The following is a 16984-nucleotide window of genomic DNA, read 5'->3' as shown; positions in this document are numbered from 1 at the left end:
ATGCAAAAAGCCGCCCGGGGCGGCTTGTAAAAGGGCAGCGTTTGCGCGCACGGTCCGTGCGCGCAAGGGCTCCATCCTACTGCCTGGCGAATTCGACGATGGCCTTGTAGAACTTGTCGGAGCCGTCCTTGGGGTTGTCTGGGGACAGCTCCATGCGGTTGACGCCGTGTTCGGCTGCGCCGCTCAGGCGGGCAGGAATCAGGGAGAAGTAGTAAGGGCTGATGAAGGTTGCACCTCCGTCATAGTGCGACTGCAGGGCTTTCAGGTGCCCTCCTTCGCGCTTCCACTGCTGCGGGTTGAACTCTGGGACGCCGTAACTGGTGATGCCAATTTGCCTCATGTAGTTGCGCATCCACTCGCTGTTGGTGGTGCCGCCATACATGTTCACGCCGGTTCGCCAGGGTGTATCGCCACCGATCGTCTTGTCGGAGGCAAGCAATTGCGGGTTCCAGGACGAGTTCACATTCGCCACGATCTGATGCGAGTAAATCTTTTCGGCCGGCAGCCCTGCATCTACGGCCCTTTGATGGAAGGCTTTCAGAAGACCGTACACCTGCGATTCGCGGTAGGTGTTCCAATCGTGCGCCAACGGGTTGTAGTAGAGATCCTGTGGCCCCGCTGGCATGTCCAGCCAGGTGCGTACTCCTCGCAGCGTTGAGATCCTCGGCATCCATCCCAGTCGCTTGGGCGGCTGTGCCGATACCTTGCTCTGATCGCGCGGAACGACCATGAACTCCACATTGGCCAGCAGGTACCGTCGTTCATGGGTTGCGGCAACGACCTGCGCGATGTGTTTGCCTGGTGGCAGGTCTCGATAGTCCAAATCATGCCGAAAGCCAGAGTTGGGATCGGTGATCGCATCCACGGCACGGTAGACATCCAGCCTGCCCAGCCCGCGGGCAACAGGCGCGACGAATATGCCATCCACGTACAGATCCAGCTTTTTCACGGCCTGCTCTGGGTCCCACAGCCAGCCTGCAATCGGCAGCGTGCCACCTGCGTAGGCGTCATAGTGCTCGCCAAAGGAGCTCAGGCGCTCCTTGCGAATGTCCTTGGAAGGTGCAGGAACGGCATCAAACGATGGGTAATCCAGTCCGGTCTGCTTTTTCAGCTGCCCCACATCCTTGTACTTGGACTGCAGCCAGCGCCGAAAGCCTGCAACGGAATCCGGACTGTAGTCTGTGACCTGGATGGATTGGTAGGCGCCCATGCCGTTCTGGAAGTCAGGGAACATGTGGTGCAGTTCGCCCGGCAGCGTGTAGGCGACGATGCGCTTTTGCACCGCCTCGGGAAGCGCTCGGATTCTCTTTGCAACGTACTCCAGTGCCTTGAAACGGTACTGGTTGACGGCAATGGCGGGGTCATCCGACAGTGTGTACGGCATGATCCGATAGCCGAAATAGCCAAGCTCCAATCGTTTGCCATCACGCAACTGCATCAGGTTGCGGGGATCTTGGGCAAGGTCGACGACGATGGGGCCTGTGGAGTCGAAGTGATCTGCCATGAGGTAGACCACAACCGGGCGCTCCACCTTGCGGATGACATTCAAAAAGCTTTCCACACGGGTTGCGTCGATCTCCCAGCCTTGAGCGGTATGCCGATACAGCGTCAGCAGGGGCAGGGTGATGGTGTAGCCCACTTGGACGGAGCCTTGAGGTCCACCCGGCTCCAGCTTGTCCAGCAATTGCTCGATGGCTGGAGCGCCATCAAGGCCTCTCGTGCGGCAGAAATTGAACAATTCCTCGAGCGTTCTCAACTTCGCATTGCCAGCAGCCTCATCGCAGATGAACCATCCTTCGATGCTGGGGGCCAGGATGAGCGGTGGACGGGAAACAGGAGCCGCATCTGACCCGGTGGCAAGGGTCAGGTATCCAAATGACAGCGCCGCAGCGGAAAGGCGGAGAAGTTGATGCATATGGATATCCGACGAGTAGGTTTGCCAGATGCGTTCACCAGGCGCTGATCAATCGCCGGCCAGGTCTTCCAGAGACAGGCTGACTGGCTCGGTGGGAACACTGCTGACGTCGTAATGCAGAAATGCGATCAGGCACTGGATGCCAATGATGACGGGCAAGGCGGCAAGCATGACCGTGCCGCTGGTGGCGGGGTGGTTGCTGCCGCCAATCCAATGCCACAGGCCAAAGAGAGTGCCCAGCACAACCAGCAGAGTGCCGCTCAGGCTGTACAGCGTGCCTATATTGAAGTCACGTACCAGATAGTTGTAGACATAGCGTCGCCAGAGGCGAGAGCCATGTTTGCGCAGGAATTCAGGTAGCACCTTGCCGATCTTGAGATTGGACTCCTCATCCGCGTAGACGGAATCCATGGGCACATCCTTGACCACAGCGCGCACGGTGTTCAGCCGGAACAGCATGTCGGTTTCGAAGAAATAGCGGTTTTCCAGCTTGTCCAGAGGCAGCTCGGCCAGCACGCAGGTGCGCACGGCGGTATAGCCGTTGGTGGGGTCCATTACGTTCCAGTAGCCGCAACTGAGCTTGGTCATGAAGGACAGCACCGCATTGCCGAACAGGCGTACCGGCGGCATGTCCTGTACCGATTCCGGCCGGTAGAAGCGGTTGCCCTTGGTGTAGTCGGCCTGGCGGCGCAGCAGGGGTCGCACGAACAGCGGCAGCAGCGAGGGGTCCATCTGGCCGTCACCGTCTATCTTGACAACGATGTCCATGCCGTCGGCAATGGCTGCCTTGTAGGCCGTGACTATGGCTCCTCCGACTCCTCGGTTCTCGGGGTTGTAGAGAACACGCACACGCGTATCCGTGTTGTTTTCCTCAATGAACCGCCCGCTGCCAGCCGGGCAGGCATCGTCCACTGCATAGATTTTCTCGACTTCAGGCCCGATATCGCGAATGACACCGAGTACATGCTGGGTGACCTTGTAGCAGGGGATGGCGACGGCGATTTTCATGCTCGTTGTTGCTGTATGGCGGGGAGGCTGTTGATAAGTTCGAGCAGAAGCTTGCTGTGCCTCAATCAGGGGATTCACGCCTGGATTTTCCTTGGCAAGGCCAGGGATCCCCCTCTGAATGAAGCTTCCATGATGGGCCTTTCAACCCGGCGGTACCATACCATGCTGATGAGCACAATCGTGACTGGTAATGCCAGCATGAAAAACAGCAAGACCGTGGGGCTGTCGATTTGCAGCTGTACACGCGCCCTGCCACTTGCGTCCAGCAAGAACGTGTGAAGCAGGTACAGGCTGTATGAGGCATCGCCGACCTTTACAAGCCATGCTGGAGGTGTCAGCGGAGTTTGCTCAAGCGTGAGTGCCAGAACAAGAGCTGCTGCTCCCATCACGCCGAAGCTTGCGGCCCGCAGGATTTCGATTCGATCAAAGTATGGCGAGGTCATTCCCAGGGACACACCTGCCGCCATCAGCACGATACAAATTGGTACGGTCAGGATGGGAGTCTTAAATATCCGAGAACCCGATGTATGCGCGTGAGCAACCAACGCGCCTGCCAGGAACTCCAGACCCAGCCCTGTCAGAAGATAGCGCAGTGGCTGCTGGCCGTTGAACACACCGGCAGGGTCAACAACCAGGCACCCAACACCCCAAGCGATCAGCAGCAGCATGGCACAAACGATGGCCTTGATCTGGTGGCGCTGCGGTAACAACGCTATCAGTGCGATCCAAAGGTAGAAATAGATCTCCATGGTCAAGGACCAGGCCGGAGGAAGCCAGTTGTCCCATATGTTGGGATACAGCAGCAGCGTGCTGAATACCATTTTCTTGAGTGAGGGAAGGTCGGAGCCGTAGACAAATATCGTTGTCAGGGCTATCAATAGAAGGATAGGCCAATAGCCGAAGTAAATTCTCTGTAGTCGCCTTTTGACAAAAGGCCACAAGCCGGTTGCCGACACTGTATTGCGCGCCGAGCGGTAGACAACAAAACCGCTGAGTGCGAAAAATATGTCCACGCCGGAGAACCACCATTTCATCGGGCTGGTCAAGCTTGCCAGCATGGGAACGAGGTCCCAGTGAGGGGACATATGAAAAAATAGCACCAATAGTGCTGCGAGACCGCGCAAGGCCTGTATCCAATGCAGGTTGGCTTTCATTTTTTCACGGAAAGGGCGATATATGGCGAATGGTGGGTTCGCCCTGATTTCTGGAACGCACACATGGTCATGATTTCAGGATGCATGCGCAGTTATCGCTATTCCCGCAAGAATCAGTGCTCCACCCACAAGCGTTGGAATGCGGATTGGCTCTCCCAAAAACATCCATCCGAGGCACGGAACGATCAGGAACGCTAGACCCATGAAGGGGTAGGCGAGATGCAGCGGGGCATGGCGCAGGACCCAGATCCATACCAAGGTCGTGATTCCATAGAGAGCAAGGGCGGTGATCAACCAGCCATTGAACATCCAGTGTTGCCAGGAAGCAGCGGCGGGAATGGCCAAGGCGGCCTTTTTGAAAAGCATCTGCCCCAGGGAGATGCCGAAGACGCAGGCGATGGTGATAACTATGAGATGTAGTGGCATGGGTCTGCTTCAGATATGGATGTCAGGGGTGGTTTTCTAGCTTCTGCAAGACTTGTGCACGATAATAAATTCCTAGGCTTGCTTCATAAAGGCCTATTTCAGAGAGTTGCATCTGAGTATTCGCTTTGCATTCGAAGGCTAGTTGGATGGATTTTCCGGCGCCTTCAGACATGACGAAAAGCATGCCTCGTGCGAAATCCTGCCCTGGACCGAAGCCCCTGATGTTGATTATTTCTTCCCGTAGTTTTCCAGCCTGATTCGTATATTTCACCCACACCTTGGAGCACTCGCCTCGCATATCAGGGATACGCAGTCGCAGTATTGTCAAATTGTTGACAGGATGGATATTTCCTTCCCAAGTGATTGAGAATCTGCCCGATGGTGAATTTGAAAGGCCGTGAAATGGATCTCCTTCGAAGCCCTCAACGCTCAGTTCGGACGGATCGGCTATTTGAAGTGCCTTATGCGGGACCGCCTCAAGATCAGGCAACACAGGAGCGCTATAACGCATATGCCAAGATCCGCCGAGAATGCTCAGCAAGACGGCCGTTGCGGCCAACAACATGACGCGGAGATTTTTCCTTCTTTGCCACAAAAGACTCAAGCCGATGGCTGCCAATAGCATCAACTGCAGTTCCAGTGCGGTGACGCTGTATCGAGGATTGTAGAGAACAGGAATGTGTACACTCAATTGATAAAGAGCGGTTCCTGCGAGCAGCCAGACTATCGGGTGCCTGCGACCGAGAAAAAACCCTATAGCGGCGAGCGTCAATAGTGCTGAACGCCATATACGAGGGCCGTAGTACTTGAGATCGCTTTTGCTGAAGAAAAGTAACGCACCTGCCTTTTCTATATATAGTTTGGTGAGTTCTGGCAATGGCATGTCTGCGATGATATTTCGCGCCACTGCTATCAGGCGTTTATCGCCAGTGATGGAAAGGTGCGAAAGATTGTCTACGACGGTGAATTCGTCATGGGACAATCCGAAGAATGGAGGTTCCTGTCCTTTCAGCATCGGGTTGCTGCCGAAATAAAGGGCCGCACCTGCACCAGCTGCGACGGATGGTTTATCGAATACCACCGCATTTCGGGCTATGTAACTGAAAACCAGAACAAAAGCTGTGAGATGGATGAGGGCGAGACGAAGCCATGCACTTCGAGATCCAAAAAATGGAAATCTTGCCAGCAAACCAAAGAATATGATCGCAGCGGGTAGCCAGTACATGAAAGTGGCTCTTGTCAGAGTCGCTGCCGCGAGCGTGACTCCTGCAAGGAAAACTCCCGCAAAGCTGCGCCAACCATGCTGTTCGAGTGCCCATATGGACGACCAAAACCATAGCGTGACAAGAAAAAGAAAAGGGGCCTCCACCATGACATAGGTACTGAGGTGGGGTAAATAGGGTGAAAGTGCAAAAAGCCACGCAGCTGTGGCTGCTGCTGCTGCGCCGGCAATGCGACGGCCTCCGTCGAAAAACATGACCACCATTGCCAGTCCCAAGGCAAGATTGATCGCCTTGAGTTGGTTGGTGTCGGCATTTCCAAGCGCCATATAGACAAATGGTCCTGGCGCAGTTTTTAGTATGTCGACACTATTCCAAAGCTCTGCCGGATCGCTTAGCAGCCTTCTGGCAAGTGGTAGATAGGTAAAGGCGGTGTCGAATGAGACGTCGGGGCTGGCGATGAATGGGGCGGCTCTGGTTGCATAAATGATCAAAGGTGCAATCAAGCCAAAGATCCACCAGGCATTGCTGGCATTGGTTTTCCCGGTGAACAAAGGACTTGCTGTTTGGGTCATTGAGCTGGCGCAGACTGCTTAATGGTTTATTTGGTATATCGCTTGTGATGCATAAGTCAGGGCGACCAGTGCAATGGCTGAGAGGCTGAGGAAAATAATTGGGCGCCTTGAGATGAAAGACGCCGAATTATTCTCGGGCTCATGGCGCACCTTTAGAAAAGGACGCTCTATGAATAAATATGACAAGAAGGATGCGATCAATATTGGCGGCCAAGTGTAGAGTATCGTGGCAACGAGCTTGTTGTCGGATGTCAAGCCATGTGGCAGGTTTGTCATCACAAAGATGTCAAGAATAATGGTGTGCCAGAGATATATGCTGTAGCTGATGGTTCCGACAAATATCATGACCCGATTGCCGAATAAAAGCCTGGCAATTTTACTATGGGATGCAGCACCGTATATCATAGCTGCGGATATTATGCCGACAATGGTTTGGAAGAAGTAGTAGAAATGGTCTCTGTTCTCGAATAGATTTCCACGTCGGCCAATAAACGAGATGAAAATAAGCATGCCTATGATGCTGGCCATAAGAATGATGCTGCCCTTGCGGGGAGAGGCAGGATGCTTTATGCAGAAATATGCAGCAATGGCGCCGAGAGAGAATTGATCCATTCGGCCAAAGAATGAAAAGAGAAAGATCCCTTTGGATTGGATGGTCGGTGTATTTATGACAATGAATCTCAGCGCAATCGTTAGAAATATGAGGAAAATAAAGACTGTATGAAATGATTTGCAGCGGGATGCTGCAAATATCAGGAATGGCAGGAATACATAAAACAGGGCTTCAACCGGGAGAGACCAAAAAGCACCGCGCAAGGGAGGGGTCTCAAACCATGTATTCGCCAGCAGCACATGCTGAAGCATTTCTGCGGGAGTCGGCAATTTTCCGAGTCCGTATAGTAGGAAGTATATGAGTGCCAGTATTGCGAAGTAATAGGCTGGAAGCAGTCTCAGCGCTCGGCGACGGTAGAAATCAAGTGTCCCTTCAATAAATGGAACATTTTTTCTTGCTCTCAGGAAAGGTGTGGTTAGGAGAAATCCTGACAGGACAAAAAATATGTCCACACCCCATTCTCCCATGCGGATGACTCGCGCAACTCCAATTTCATAAGCTGTGAATGGAATATTGAAATTTACGCTTCCGCTGCCAGTGATTGCCCAGGTGTGGAGAATAAGAACCCATAGAACTGCCAGTGCTCGGATGCCAGTGAGATTATCCAGATATAATCCGGATGAAGTCTTCTTTTCGAGTTCCAGAAAATTTTTAAATGTCATGAAACAACTGGCCTAGTGCTTGAGAAGCGAAATGCTGGATGGCGCGTATTATTTGATTGCAATCTGTTGTTGGTATATTGATTGCAGGCGCGGTATATCAGGTGGTAAATCTGGTTTTTATGTTTTCTGCACTGTGTCGGATGCGCAGTTTGCGAGGCTTTAGCTTGAGTGCCTGTTTTTCTATCAAGTGCCAGCTGGCATAGGCCAGTGTTATTGTCAATAGGGCGGCAAGGCAAAGCGTCCCCGTGAATCCGAGATTTGGCCAAGTATAGAAAATCACAACCTGCTGGATGGGGAAGGCGAACAGATAGATCCCGTAGGATGGGTCACCCCATCGTCCTGCGCGGCGAATGATTGGCGTCGCGAGAGTCCCAGCGTAAATGATCAGAAAGGGCAGGCCGATCAACATGGCTGTGTGCCGCCAGCCCGCGAGCCATGCAACCACGAACGAGAGCAAGACCCCGGTACCCCACAGCAAGGGGTTGCGGCGCCAGTAGATTTCCAAGGCGCACACGGAGACTCCCACTAAAAAGAAGGCGCTGAGCTCTCGGCCGTAGTTCGTGACCCCTGTGATGTCTGCATTGCTGCGCGAAAGAAACCATGCCATGAAAGCAGCCACGCAAAGCAGAAGTACAGGCCGAAATTTAAGCAAGCCTAAGGTGCCAGCAATACCCAGCACGATGTAACAACGTACTTCGTAGGGTATGGTCCACAGTGATCCATTGACGCCACCGGGGTAGGGGTTGTGCGTAAAAACACCAGGCAGAACATAGTGAATTTCCATCCATAGCGTGCGCAGATAGTTGGATGTTGCTCCGTGCTCAAGATACTGCCGAGCTGGCAATTCGGTCATCCATGTGCCGAGCCCATAGGCAGTGAGTACCACGACAAAAGTCAATGCCGGCCATATGCGTAAAAAACGCCGCAAACTGAATCGCAGCACGTTGGGATCTTTCCACCAGCTGTTCATGACCAGATAGCCGCTGATAATAAAGAAAATAACGACCGCAAGTCCGCCAATACTGTACAAACCGAAAAAGGATGGCTCCATCTGACCGGTCAGCGCATAGTGATGGCTATACAGGACCATAGAGGCCGCAACGATACGGATAAAATCGAAGTTATTGCCTTGATGGGTGGCTGAGCTAATTGCCATGATTCAGACTTGACTACTGGCCTTGCAAAGCCAACCCCGCATGCTCGCGCAGCGGATGAAAGTGAATCTTCGGAAACCGCTCCTGCGCCAATCGCACGTCATACGGCGAGGTGCACAGATAGGCCAGCGTATCGGCAGCATCGCGCGCCATGCGCAGCGGGTAGGCGTTCTCGAATTCACGCAGCTCGGCCGGGGTGTCGGCCGTGATCCAGCGGGCGCCGGTGTACTCGCAGCCTTCCAGGCGGATGTCGCAGTCGTATTCGGCGTTCAGGCGGTGCTGGACGACTTCGAACTGCAGTTGGCCCACGGCGCCCAGCAGCATGTTGCCGCCGGCCTCGGGCTTGAAGACCTGGATGGCGCCTTCTTCGCCCAGCTGCATCAGGCCCTGCTGCAGCTGCTTGGTGCGCAGCGGGTTCTTGAGCACCACGGTCATGAACATTTCCGGGGCGAAGAAGGGCAGGCCCGTGAATTGCAGGTTGGTGCCGTCAGTGATGGTGTCGCCCAGCTGGACACCGCCGTGCGTGGTGAAGCCGATGATGTCGCCCGCATAGGCTTCTTCCACGGCTTCGCGGCGCTGGCTCATGAAGGTCACGACCGATGTGGGGCGCAGCTCCTTGGCAGTGCGCTGGACCTTCATCTTCATGCCGGGCGTGTACTTGCCCGAGGCTACGCGCACGAAGGCGATGCGGTCACGGTGGTTGGCGTCCATGTTGGCCTGAACCTTGAAGACCACGCCGGAGAAGCCTTCGTCTTCGGGCTGGATGATCTTTTCCACAGGCTGCTTGTTGACCAGCAGCGAGCTTTTGCGGGGGCCGGGCGGGGGCGACATGTCGACCACGGCATCCAGCACTTCCATGACACCGAAGTTGTTAACACCGGAGCCGAAGAAGACCGGCGTGAGCTTGCCTGCCAGGAAAGCCTCGTGGTCCCAGGGTGCCGAGGCGCCCTGGGCCAGTTCCATGCTTTCCAGCGCATCGTCGAAGGACTGGCCGAAGCGCGCGCGCAGCTTGTCGGCCTCGGCCAGGGGGATGGCTTCGAAGTCCTGTGGGCGGCGTTCGCTGCCGGGCTGGAACACCGTCATGGTCTGGGTGAGCAGGTTGATGATGCCGCCGAACTGCCGGCCCTGGCCCACAGGCCAGGTGACGGGGCAGCAGGGCATGCCCAGCTCGCGCTCGACTTCGTCGAGGATGTCCAGCGGATCGCGCACTTCGCGGTCCATCTTGTTGACGAAGGTGATGATGGGCGTGTCGCGCTGGCGGCAGACCTCGATCAGGCGGCGAGTCTGCGATTCCACGCCGTTGGCGGCGTCGATGACCATCAGCGCCGAGTCCACGGCCGTGAGCACGCGGTAGGTGTCTTCCGAGAAGTCCTTGTGGCCGGGCGTGTCGAGCAGGTTGACCACGTGATCGCGGTAGCTCATCTGCATGACCGAGCTGGCCACCGAGATGCCGCGCTGTTTTTCGATTTCCATCCAGTCGGAGGTGGCATGGCGGCTGGCCTTGCGGCCCTTGACGGCGCCCGCAATCTGGATCGCGCCCGAGAACAGCAGCAGCTTTTCGGTCAGCGTGGTCTTGCCCGCGTCGGGGTGGGAAATGATGGCAAAAGTCCGGCGGCGCCGGGTTTCCAGGGCGTAAGTCAAGGGGGAGTCCAGGAGATGGGTAAATAGCAGGGCGCGCGTACCGGCTGGCGGCCGCGGCGAACCGGCGCATTTTACAGAGCGTGTGTCGCAAGCGGGTTGTCGGAGGAATCCGCCAATGCCTTCGGCGAAACGGTTGTTACAGCATTTGCTCCGGAGATGCTGGGACGAGATATGAGTACAGCCAAAAGAGCTGGCGTGAGAGCGAAGAATGGCAGCAAGTATCGATATTCGCCTGCAGTAGCGAAGACCGCAATGGCGATCAGGTGAATGGCTGCTGGCACGCTGATCAGCAGGGCTGGCACGTTCTTTTGGCGCACGCCATGCCACAGGACCATGGCCAGCAGCGCAAAGCCCAGCCAGGGCGTCCACAGCAGCCAGCGCCAGGCATGACTTTGGCGAAGCAGGCCACGCAGCGCGGTTTCTGCGGAATCCAGCCTGAAAATCCGCATTTGCGATTGCGCCTGGGTGCGCTTGATCACATAGCGGGCATAGTCGAGCGCCGGAAACCCGCCCTGGGCCAGCGCGGCCGACAGAAGCACATTGACGCGGCTGGCCGTCACATCGGGCAGGTTGTGCCAGAGGTTGTAGCGCAGGAATTCATGCGCCAGCTCCTTGCGCTGTTCTTCGGTCAGGCTGAAGAGCTGAGGGCCCTGCGGATGGAACACCAACATATCCCAGTAGGCCGGGTCCGAGTAGGCGAGCATGAGCTGGCGCGGAGCATGGCCTTCCAGGATTTCCAAAGTGCGTGCCGACAGCTTGGGCGACTGCAGTACCCAGGGGTCGTTCATGAGGGGTTGCTTTTGCCAGAGGTCGTTCATGGCCCTGGGCTGCAGCAGCTTGACCGTTTCGAAGAGCACAAGTGAATCCGTGGCGCTTTGCGCAGCGGGCTTGTGCATCTGCGTGCCCGCATAGGCCAGGGCACACCACAGGCCGATGATGGCGCACAGCGGCAAGCGGCTTTTGCGGTGGACCAGAAAGATCGCAACCACGGCTGGTGCCAGAAAGAGGATGCCGTTGGCGCGCACAAAAACCGCAAACGGCAGTGCCAGCGCGATGAGGGCCAGGCTGGCATGGCTATGTCGCTTCTGGCTGCAAATCCACCAAAGCTCGAACAGCAAGGCGCAGGAGGCCACGGCGAAGACGGCGTCTGGATACAGCGTGGCCATGAAATAGACCATGTGAGGCGCCGCGCAGACGAAGACCAGCAGCACGGCGTACAGCAGGCGGTGCCCGCGCGCCCAGTACCAGGCCAACATGCGCGCAAAGAAGAGGGCGCACAGCAACAGCAGGATGGCAACGGGCACCTCTACCCTGTGGGTGACGCCATATGTCCAGCGCACGAAGTAGTACCAGAACACGCTCTTGCCCGAGCGAAAGTGCTCGGGCCTGTCCACTTCCTGGAGGATGGCCGAACTGTCCTCGCCCAGTACGCCGGGCCAGAAGACCAGCAGCCATCCCAGATAGACCAGCACGAGCAGGCCGGCGCTGGCCAGGAAGGCGCGGCGCTCGTTGGAGCCTTCAAGACGGGCCTGCGCGGGCACGGCCGCGGAAGTCGGTGGGCCGGTGGCGGAGAGGTATCTGCTGTTCATGGGCCGTCGACGATGCGTTCAGGTCCTTGGGTAGTGGCAGTGCGGTCAGCGGGGAGCCGCTCACCTTCTTGATGCCGTCTTGATACGGCTCCTGCCAATCTCAACCCATCCTTGACAGCCCCGGCCCTAGAGTTTTCCCCATCGCAACAACAGGTGCCGCCAAGCGGTGCCGATGCGGGAGAAATTCCTATGACCCTGACCGAAATCACCGGATGGCTGGGCGCCTTGGGCGCTCTGGCTCTGTTTGTCTACCTCGGATACGCCTTGCTGCGGCCCGAGCAGTTCTGAGGTGGCGCAGATGCAAGACCTGATCTTTATCGCCCTGAGCCTGGGCTGCTTCGGGGGCCTGCTGGCCTTCGTGGCGGCGCTGGGCCGGATTTGACTGCCTGAAAGGAGACCGCCATGTGGTTGACCTGGATGGAATATGCACTGGTGCTGCTGTTGATGACGGCGCTGGCCGTGCCCATGGGGCAGTGGCTGGCACGCTGCTTCACGAGTGAGCACCATGCCTGGATCGAGCGGCTGAGCTTTCGCGCCCTGGGCGTGAACCCGGCCGAGCGCATGGGCTGGCAGCGCTACGGGCTGGCGCTGCTGCTGTCCAACGGCGCCATGCTGCTGCTGGGCTATGCGCTGCTGCGCGCGCAGGGCTGGCTGCCGCTCAATGCGCTGGGCAATGCGGCGCAGACGCCGGATCTGGCCTTCAACACGGCCGCGTCCTTTGTGACCAATACCAACTGGCAGGCGTATTCGGGCGAGAGCAGCCTGTCCAACGCCACGCAGATGGTGGCCATTACCTTCATGATGTTTGCGGGTGCTATCACGGGCGTGGTCGCGGCTGCGGGCTTCATCCGCGGCCTGGCGCGCTCCAGTGCATCGGACCTGGGCAACTACTGGGTGGACTATGTGCGCGTGCTGTGGCGCGTGATGCTGCCGCTGAGCTTTGTGGTGGCCCTGGTCTATGTGTGGCAGGGCGTGCCGCAGGCGCTGGATGGCCAGGTCTGGGCGACGACGCTGGAGGGCGCGCGCCAGCAGATTCTGCTGGGCCCCGTGGCCAGCCTGGAGAGCATCAAGCACATCGGCACCAACGGCGGCGGCTTCTTCGGCATGAACGCGGCCCATCCGTTCGAGAACCCCACGCCGCTGACCAATGCCATCCACATCCTGGGCATGCTGCTGATTCCCTCGGCGATGACCTATGCCTTTGGCTCCATGCTGCTGCGCCGCCGCCAGGGCTGGGTGCTGTTCGGCGCCTGCCTGGTGATGTTCGTGGGCTTTCTGGCGCTGGTGTTCACGGCCGAGCAGGCCGGCAATCCGCTGCTCACGGCCGCAGGTGCCGACCAGCAGATCAGCGCCACCCAGCCGGGCGGCAACATGGAGGGCAAGGAGCTGCGCTTCGGCATCGCCGATACGGCGCTGTTCGTGGCCACGACCACGGCCGCTACCACGGGCTCGGTCAATGCCATGCATGACTCGCTGACGCCGCTGGGCGGGCTGGTGCCGCTGGCGCAGATGATGCTCAACTGCGTGTTCGGCGGTGATGGCGTGGGCCTGATCAACCTGCTGCAGTACGCCATCCTCACGGTCTTCCTGGCCGGCATGATGATTGGCCGCACGCCCGAGTTCCTGGGCAAGAAGATCGAGGCGCGCGAGATCAAGCTGGTGATGCTGGCTGTGATGGCGCATCCCATCTCCGTCCTGGGCTTCACGGCGCTGGCGGCGGTCTGGCCCGACACGCTGGCCAGCCTGGCCAACCGGGGGCCGCATGGCTTCTCGGAAGTGCTCTATGCCTATGCCTCGGGCACGGCCAACAACGGCTCGGCCTTTGCGGGCCTGAATGCGAACACGCCGTTCTTCAACACCACCATCGGCCTGGCCATGCTGGCGGGCCGCTATCTGACGCTGCTGCCCATGCTGGCCCTGGCGGGCAGCCTGGCGGCCAAGCCCACCGTGCCTGCGGGGCCGGGCACCTTCCCGACGGCCACGCCGCTGTTCATGGGGCTGCTGGTCTTCGTGGTGGTCGTGGTCGGCGGGCTGACTTTCCTGCCTTCGCTGGCCCTGGGTCCCGTGGTCGAGCAGCTGCAGATGCTGTCAGGACAGGTCTACCCCTGAATCCCTGAGCCAGCTGAGCCCGTTTTTTTCTTGGCCGCCGGTTCTGCCTTGGCAGGGCCGTGCGGCGGAGGTTTCGAGATGCAAGTTCAAACACATACTTCCGGCCCCTTGCCGGTGCTGCGCGCTGATGCGCAGGCCCAAGCGCAGGCCGTTCCTGGCGGGCTGCGCTCGCTGTTCGGCCCCAGCCTGCGGTCGGCGCTGTTCGTCGCCGTGGTCACGGGCCTGGCCTATCCGCTGGTCACCACGCTCGTGGCCCAGGCTGCGTTTCCCAAGACCGCCAATGGCAGCCTGGTCATGCGCCAGGGCTCGGTCGTGGGCTCGGCCCTGATCGGGCAGGAGTTCGCCTCGCCGCGCTATTTCCAGGGCCGGCCCAGCGCCACCACGGCGCCTGATCCCGACAAGGCCGATGCCACGGTGGCCGCGCCTTACAACGCTGCGCTGTCGGCTGCCACCAACCAGGGGCCGACCCATGCGGCGCTCAAGGAGTCCGTGGCGGCGCGCGTGGCGGCCTACCGCGAACTCAATGGCCTGGCTGCAGATGCTGCGGTGCCTGTGGATGCCGTGACGGCCTCGGCCTCCGGCCTGGACCCGCACATCTCGGTGGCCAATGCCGAGCTGCAACTGCCGCGCGTGGCCCGCGAGCGCCAACTGCCTGTGGCCAAGGTCCAGGAACTGCTGCGCCAGCAGGTGGAGCCGCGCGTGCTGGGCCTGCTGGGCGAGCCGCGCGTGAACGTGCTGCAGCTGAATCTGGCGCTGGACGATCTTTCGGCCGCGACGCTGCAGCCTGCGGCAGTCCATGCCGCCAAGGAGTAAGCCATGTCGCGCAAAACTGCTTTGTCCCTGTTCGATCCTTCGCTGGTGCGCCAGGCGCTGGGTGACTCCATCCGCAAGCTGGCACCCAGCGCGCAATGGCGCAACCCGGTGATGTTCGTGGTCTACCTGGGCGCCATCTTCACCAGCCTGCTCTGGGCCCAGGCCCTGGCGGGCGAAGGCGAAGCGCCTGCGGGCTTCATCCTGGCGATTGCGCTGTGGCTGTGGTTCACCGTGCTGTTCGCCAATTTTGCGGAGGCGCTGGCCGAGGGGCGCAGCCGCGCCCAGGCCGCCAGCCTGCGCAGCATGAAGCGCAGCACCGTCGCCAAGAAGCTGGAGCAGGCCAACTACCAGAGCCGCTGGCATCCCGTGGGTGCCGAAGAACTGCGTTCGGGCATGTGGGTGCTGGTGGAAGCCGGCGACACCGTGCCGCTGGACGGCACCGTGATCGAGGGCGTGGCCTCGGTGGACGAGAGCGCCATCACCGGCGAATCGGCCCCCGTGATCCGCGAGGCCGGTGGTGACTTCTCTTCGGTCACGGGCGGCACGCGCGTGCTGTCGGACTGGCTGGTGGTGCAGATCACCGTCAATCCCGGCGAGTCCTTCCTGGACCGCATGATCTCCATGGTGGAGTCGGCCCGTCGCCACAAGACGCCCAACGAGCTGGCGCTGACCATTTTGCTGGTCGGGCTGACGCTGCTGTTCCTGCTGGTCATCGTTACGCTGCGGCCCTATTCGTCCTTTGCGGTGGAGCTGACGGGCAGCGGCCAGGTCGTGGGCCTGACGGTGCTGATCGCCCTGCTGGTGTGCCTGATCCCGACCACCATCGGCGGCCTGCTGTCGGCCATTGGCGTGGCGGGCATGAGCCGCATGATGCAGGCCAACGTGATCGCCACCTCGGGCCGCGCCGTGGAGGCGGCCGGCGATGTGGACGTGCTGCTGCTGGACAAGACCGGCACCATCACGCTGGGCAACCGCCAGGCCAGCGAGTTCCTGCCCGCGCCCGGCGTGACGGCCGCGCAGCTGGTGGATGCGGCGCAGCTGGCCTCGCTGGCCGACGAGACGCCTGAAGGCCGCAGCGTGGTCGTGCTGGCCAAGGAGATGCATGGCCTGCGCGAGCGCGACTTGGCCACGCTGCATGCGGTCTTCGTGCCCTTCACGGCCCAGACGCGCATGAGCGGCGTGGACATGCCCCAGCCGGACGGCGCCACGCGCAGCCTGCGCAAGGGCGCGGCCGACGCCGTGCGCCGCCACGTTGAATCCCTGGGCGGCCAGTTCCCGCCCGCCATGCTCAAGGTGGTGGAGGATGTGTCGCGGCGCGGCAGCACGCCGCTGGTCGTGGCCGACGGTGCCCGCGTGCTGGGCGTGATCGAGCTCAAGGACGTGGTCAAGCACGGCATACGCGAACGCTTTGCCGAGCTGCGCCGCATGGGCATCAAGACCGTGATGATCACGGGCGACAACCCGCTCACGGCGGCGGCCATTGCGGCCGAGGCCGGCGTGGACGACTACCTGGCCGAAGCCACGCCCGAGGACAAGCTGCGCCTGATCCGCGAACACCAGGCCGCAGGCCGCCTGGTGGCCATGACCGGCGACGGCACCAATGACGCGCCCGCGCTGGCCCAGGCCGACGTGGCCGTGGCCATGAACAGCGGCACCCAGGCGGCCAAGGAGGCCGGCAACATGGTGGACCTGGACAGCAACCCGACCAAGCTCATCGAGGTCGTGGAGACCGGCAAGCAGATGCTGATGACGCGCGGCGCGCTGACCACCTTCAGCGTGGCCAACGACGTGGCCAAGTACTTCGCCATCATCCCGGCCGCCTTCGTGGGCACCTATCCGCAGCTGTCGGCGCTCAACGTCATGGGGCTGGCCAGCCCGGGCTCGGCCATCCTGAGTGCCGTGATCTTCAACGCGCTGATCATCATCGTGCTGATCCCGCTGGCCCTGCGTGGCGTGCCCTACCGCGCCATTGGCGCCTCTGCCCTGCTGAGGCGCAACCTGCTGATCTACGGCCTGGGTGGCCTGGTCGTTCCCTTCATCGGCATCAAGCTGATCGACATGCTGCTGGTAGCTCTGAACCTGGCGTGACTCTGTGCGGCCCGCCT

The 16984-nt window shown here is 59.6% G+C and carries 13 protein-coding genes; 4 read left to right on the top strand and 9 right to left on the bottom strand.

Annotated features, from left to right (window positions below; translation table 11 throughout):
• Nucleotides 1-76: 76 nt before the first annotated feature.
• From BW39_RS04765 to BW39_RS04730, 9 genes are all read right to left on the bottom strand, one after another.
• Nucleotides 77-1915: a hypothetical protein gene (locus BW39_RS04765; protein WP_235264150.1), complete on the bottom strand. Its 1839-nt coding sequence runs from the start codon at nt 1913-1915 to the stop codon at nt 77-79.
• A 48-nt stretch (nt 1916-1963) separates the two neighbouring features.
• A complete protein-coding gene (locus BW39_RS04760; RefSeq protein WP_043820224.1) occupies nt 1964-2923 on the bottom strand; it encodes a glycosyltransferase family 2 protein in 960 nt (319 codons plus the stop codon).
• Between the two features lie 74 nt (nt 2924-2997).
• A complete protein-coding gene (locus tag BW39_RS04755) occupies nt 2998-4077 on the bottom strand; it encodes an acyltransferase family protein (RefSeq protein ID WP_043820221.1) in 1080 nt (359 codons plus the stop codon).
• Nucleotides 4078-4152: 75 nt separating this feature from the next.
• Entirely contained in the window at nt 4153-4503 is a 351-nt protein-coding gene (locus BW39_RS04750) for an undecaprenyl phosphate-alpha-L-ara4N flippase subunit ArnE (protein WP_043820219.1), read from the bottom strand.
• 22 nt (nt 4504-4525) lie between these two features.
• On the bottom strand, nt 4526-6298 hold the full coding sequence (locus BW39_RS30080; protein WP_081816126.1) for a glycosyltransferase family 39 protein: 1773 nt from the start codon (nt 6296-6298) through the stop codon (nt 4526-4528).
• Nucleotides 6299-6316: 18 nt separating this feature from the next.
• A complete protein-coding gene (locus BW39_RS30075; protein ID WP_081816125.1) occupies nt 6317-7573 on the bottom strand; it encodes an acyltransferase family protein in 1257 nt (418 codons plus the stop codon).
• Nucleotides 7574-7670: 97 nt separating this feature from the next.
• Nucleotides 7671-8729 carry an acyltransferase family protein gene (locus BW39_RS04740; RefSeq protein ID WP_043820214.1) on the bottom strand — a complete coding sequence of 353 codons (1059 nt, stop codon included), beginning with the start codon at nt 8727-8729 and terminating at the stop codon, nt 7671-7673.
• 13 nt (nt 8730-8742) lie between these two features.
• The gene (locus tag BW39_RS04735; protein WP_043820211.1) at nt 8743-10368 is read right to left on the bottom strand and encodes a peptide chain release factor 3; all 1626 of its coding nucleotides are present in this window, start codon (nt 10366-10368) and stop codon (nt 8743-8745) included.
• 71 nt (nt 10369-10439) lie between these two features.
• Nucleotides 10440-11957: a hypothetical protein gene (locus BW39_RS04730; protein ID WP_043820209.1), complete on the bottom strand. Its 1518-nt coding sequence runs from the start codon at nt 11955-11957 to the stop codon at nt 10440-10442.
• Between the two features lie 189 nt (nt 11958-12146).
• On the opposite strand from BW39_RS04730, the gene kdpF reads away from it, so the two are divergent.
• From kdpF to kdpB, 4 genes are all read left to right on the top strand, one after another.
• Entirely contained in the window at nt 12147-12245 is a 99-nt protein-coding gene (gene kdpF / locus BW39_RS04725; RefSeq protein WP_034397326.1) for a K(+)-transporting ATPase subunit F, read from the top strand.
• 114 nt (nt 12246-12359) lie between these two features.
• Nucleotides 12360-14066, top strand: coding sequence for a potassium-transporting ATPase subunit KdpA (gene kdpA, locus BW39_RS04720; RefSeq protein WP_043820208.1), 1707 nt, complete (start codon nt 12360-12362; stop codon nt 14064-14066).
• A 78-nt stretch (nt 14067-14144) separates the two neighbouring features.
• Nucleotides 14145-14879, top strand: a complete 735-nt coding sequence (kdpC, locus tag BW39_RS04715; protein ID WP_043820205.1) for a K(+)-transporting ATPase subunit C — start codon at nt 14145-14147, stop codon at nt 14877-14879.
• A gap of 3 nt (nt 14880-14882) precedes the next feature.
• Nucleotides 14883-16967: a potassium-transporting ATPase subunit KdpB gene (gene kdpB, locus BW39_RS04710; protein WP_043820203.1), complete on the top strand. Its 2085-nt coding sequence runs from the start codon at nt 14883-14885 to the stop codon at nt 16965-16967.
• Nucleotides 16968-16984: the final 17 nt, after the last annotated feature.

The organism is Delftia sp. RIT313, assembly GCF_000632165.1.
GTDB lineage: Bacteria > Pseudomonadota > Gammaproteobacteria > Burkholderiales > Burkholderiaceae_C > Comamonas > Comamonas acidovorans.
This window is presented reverse-complemented; position numbering and strand designations above follow the sequence as displayed.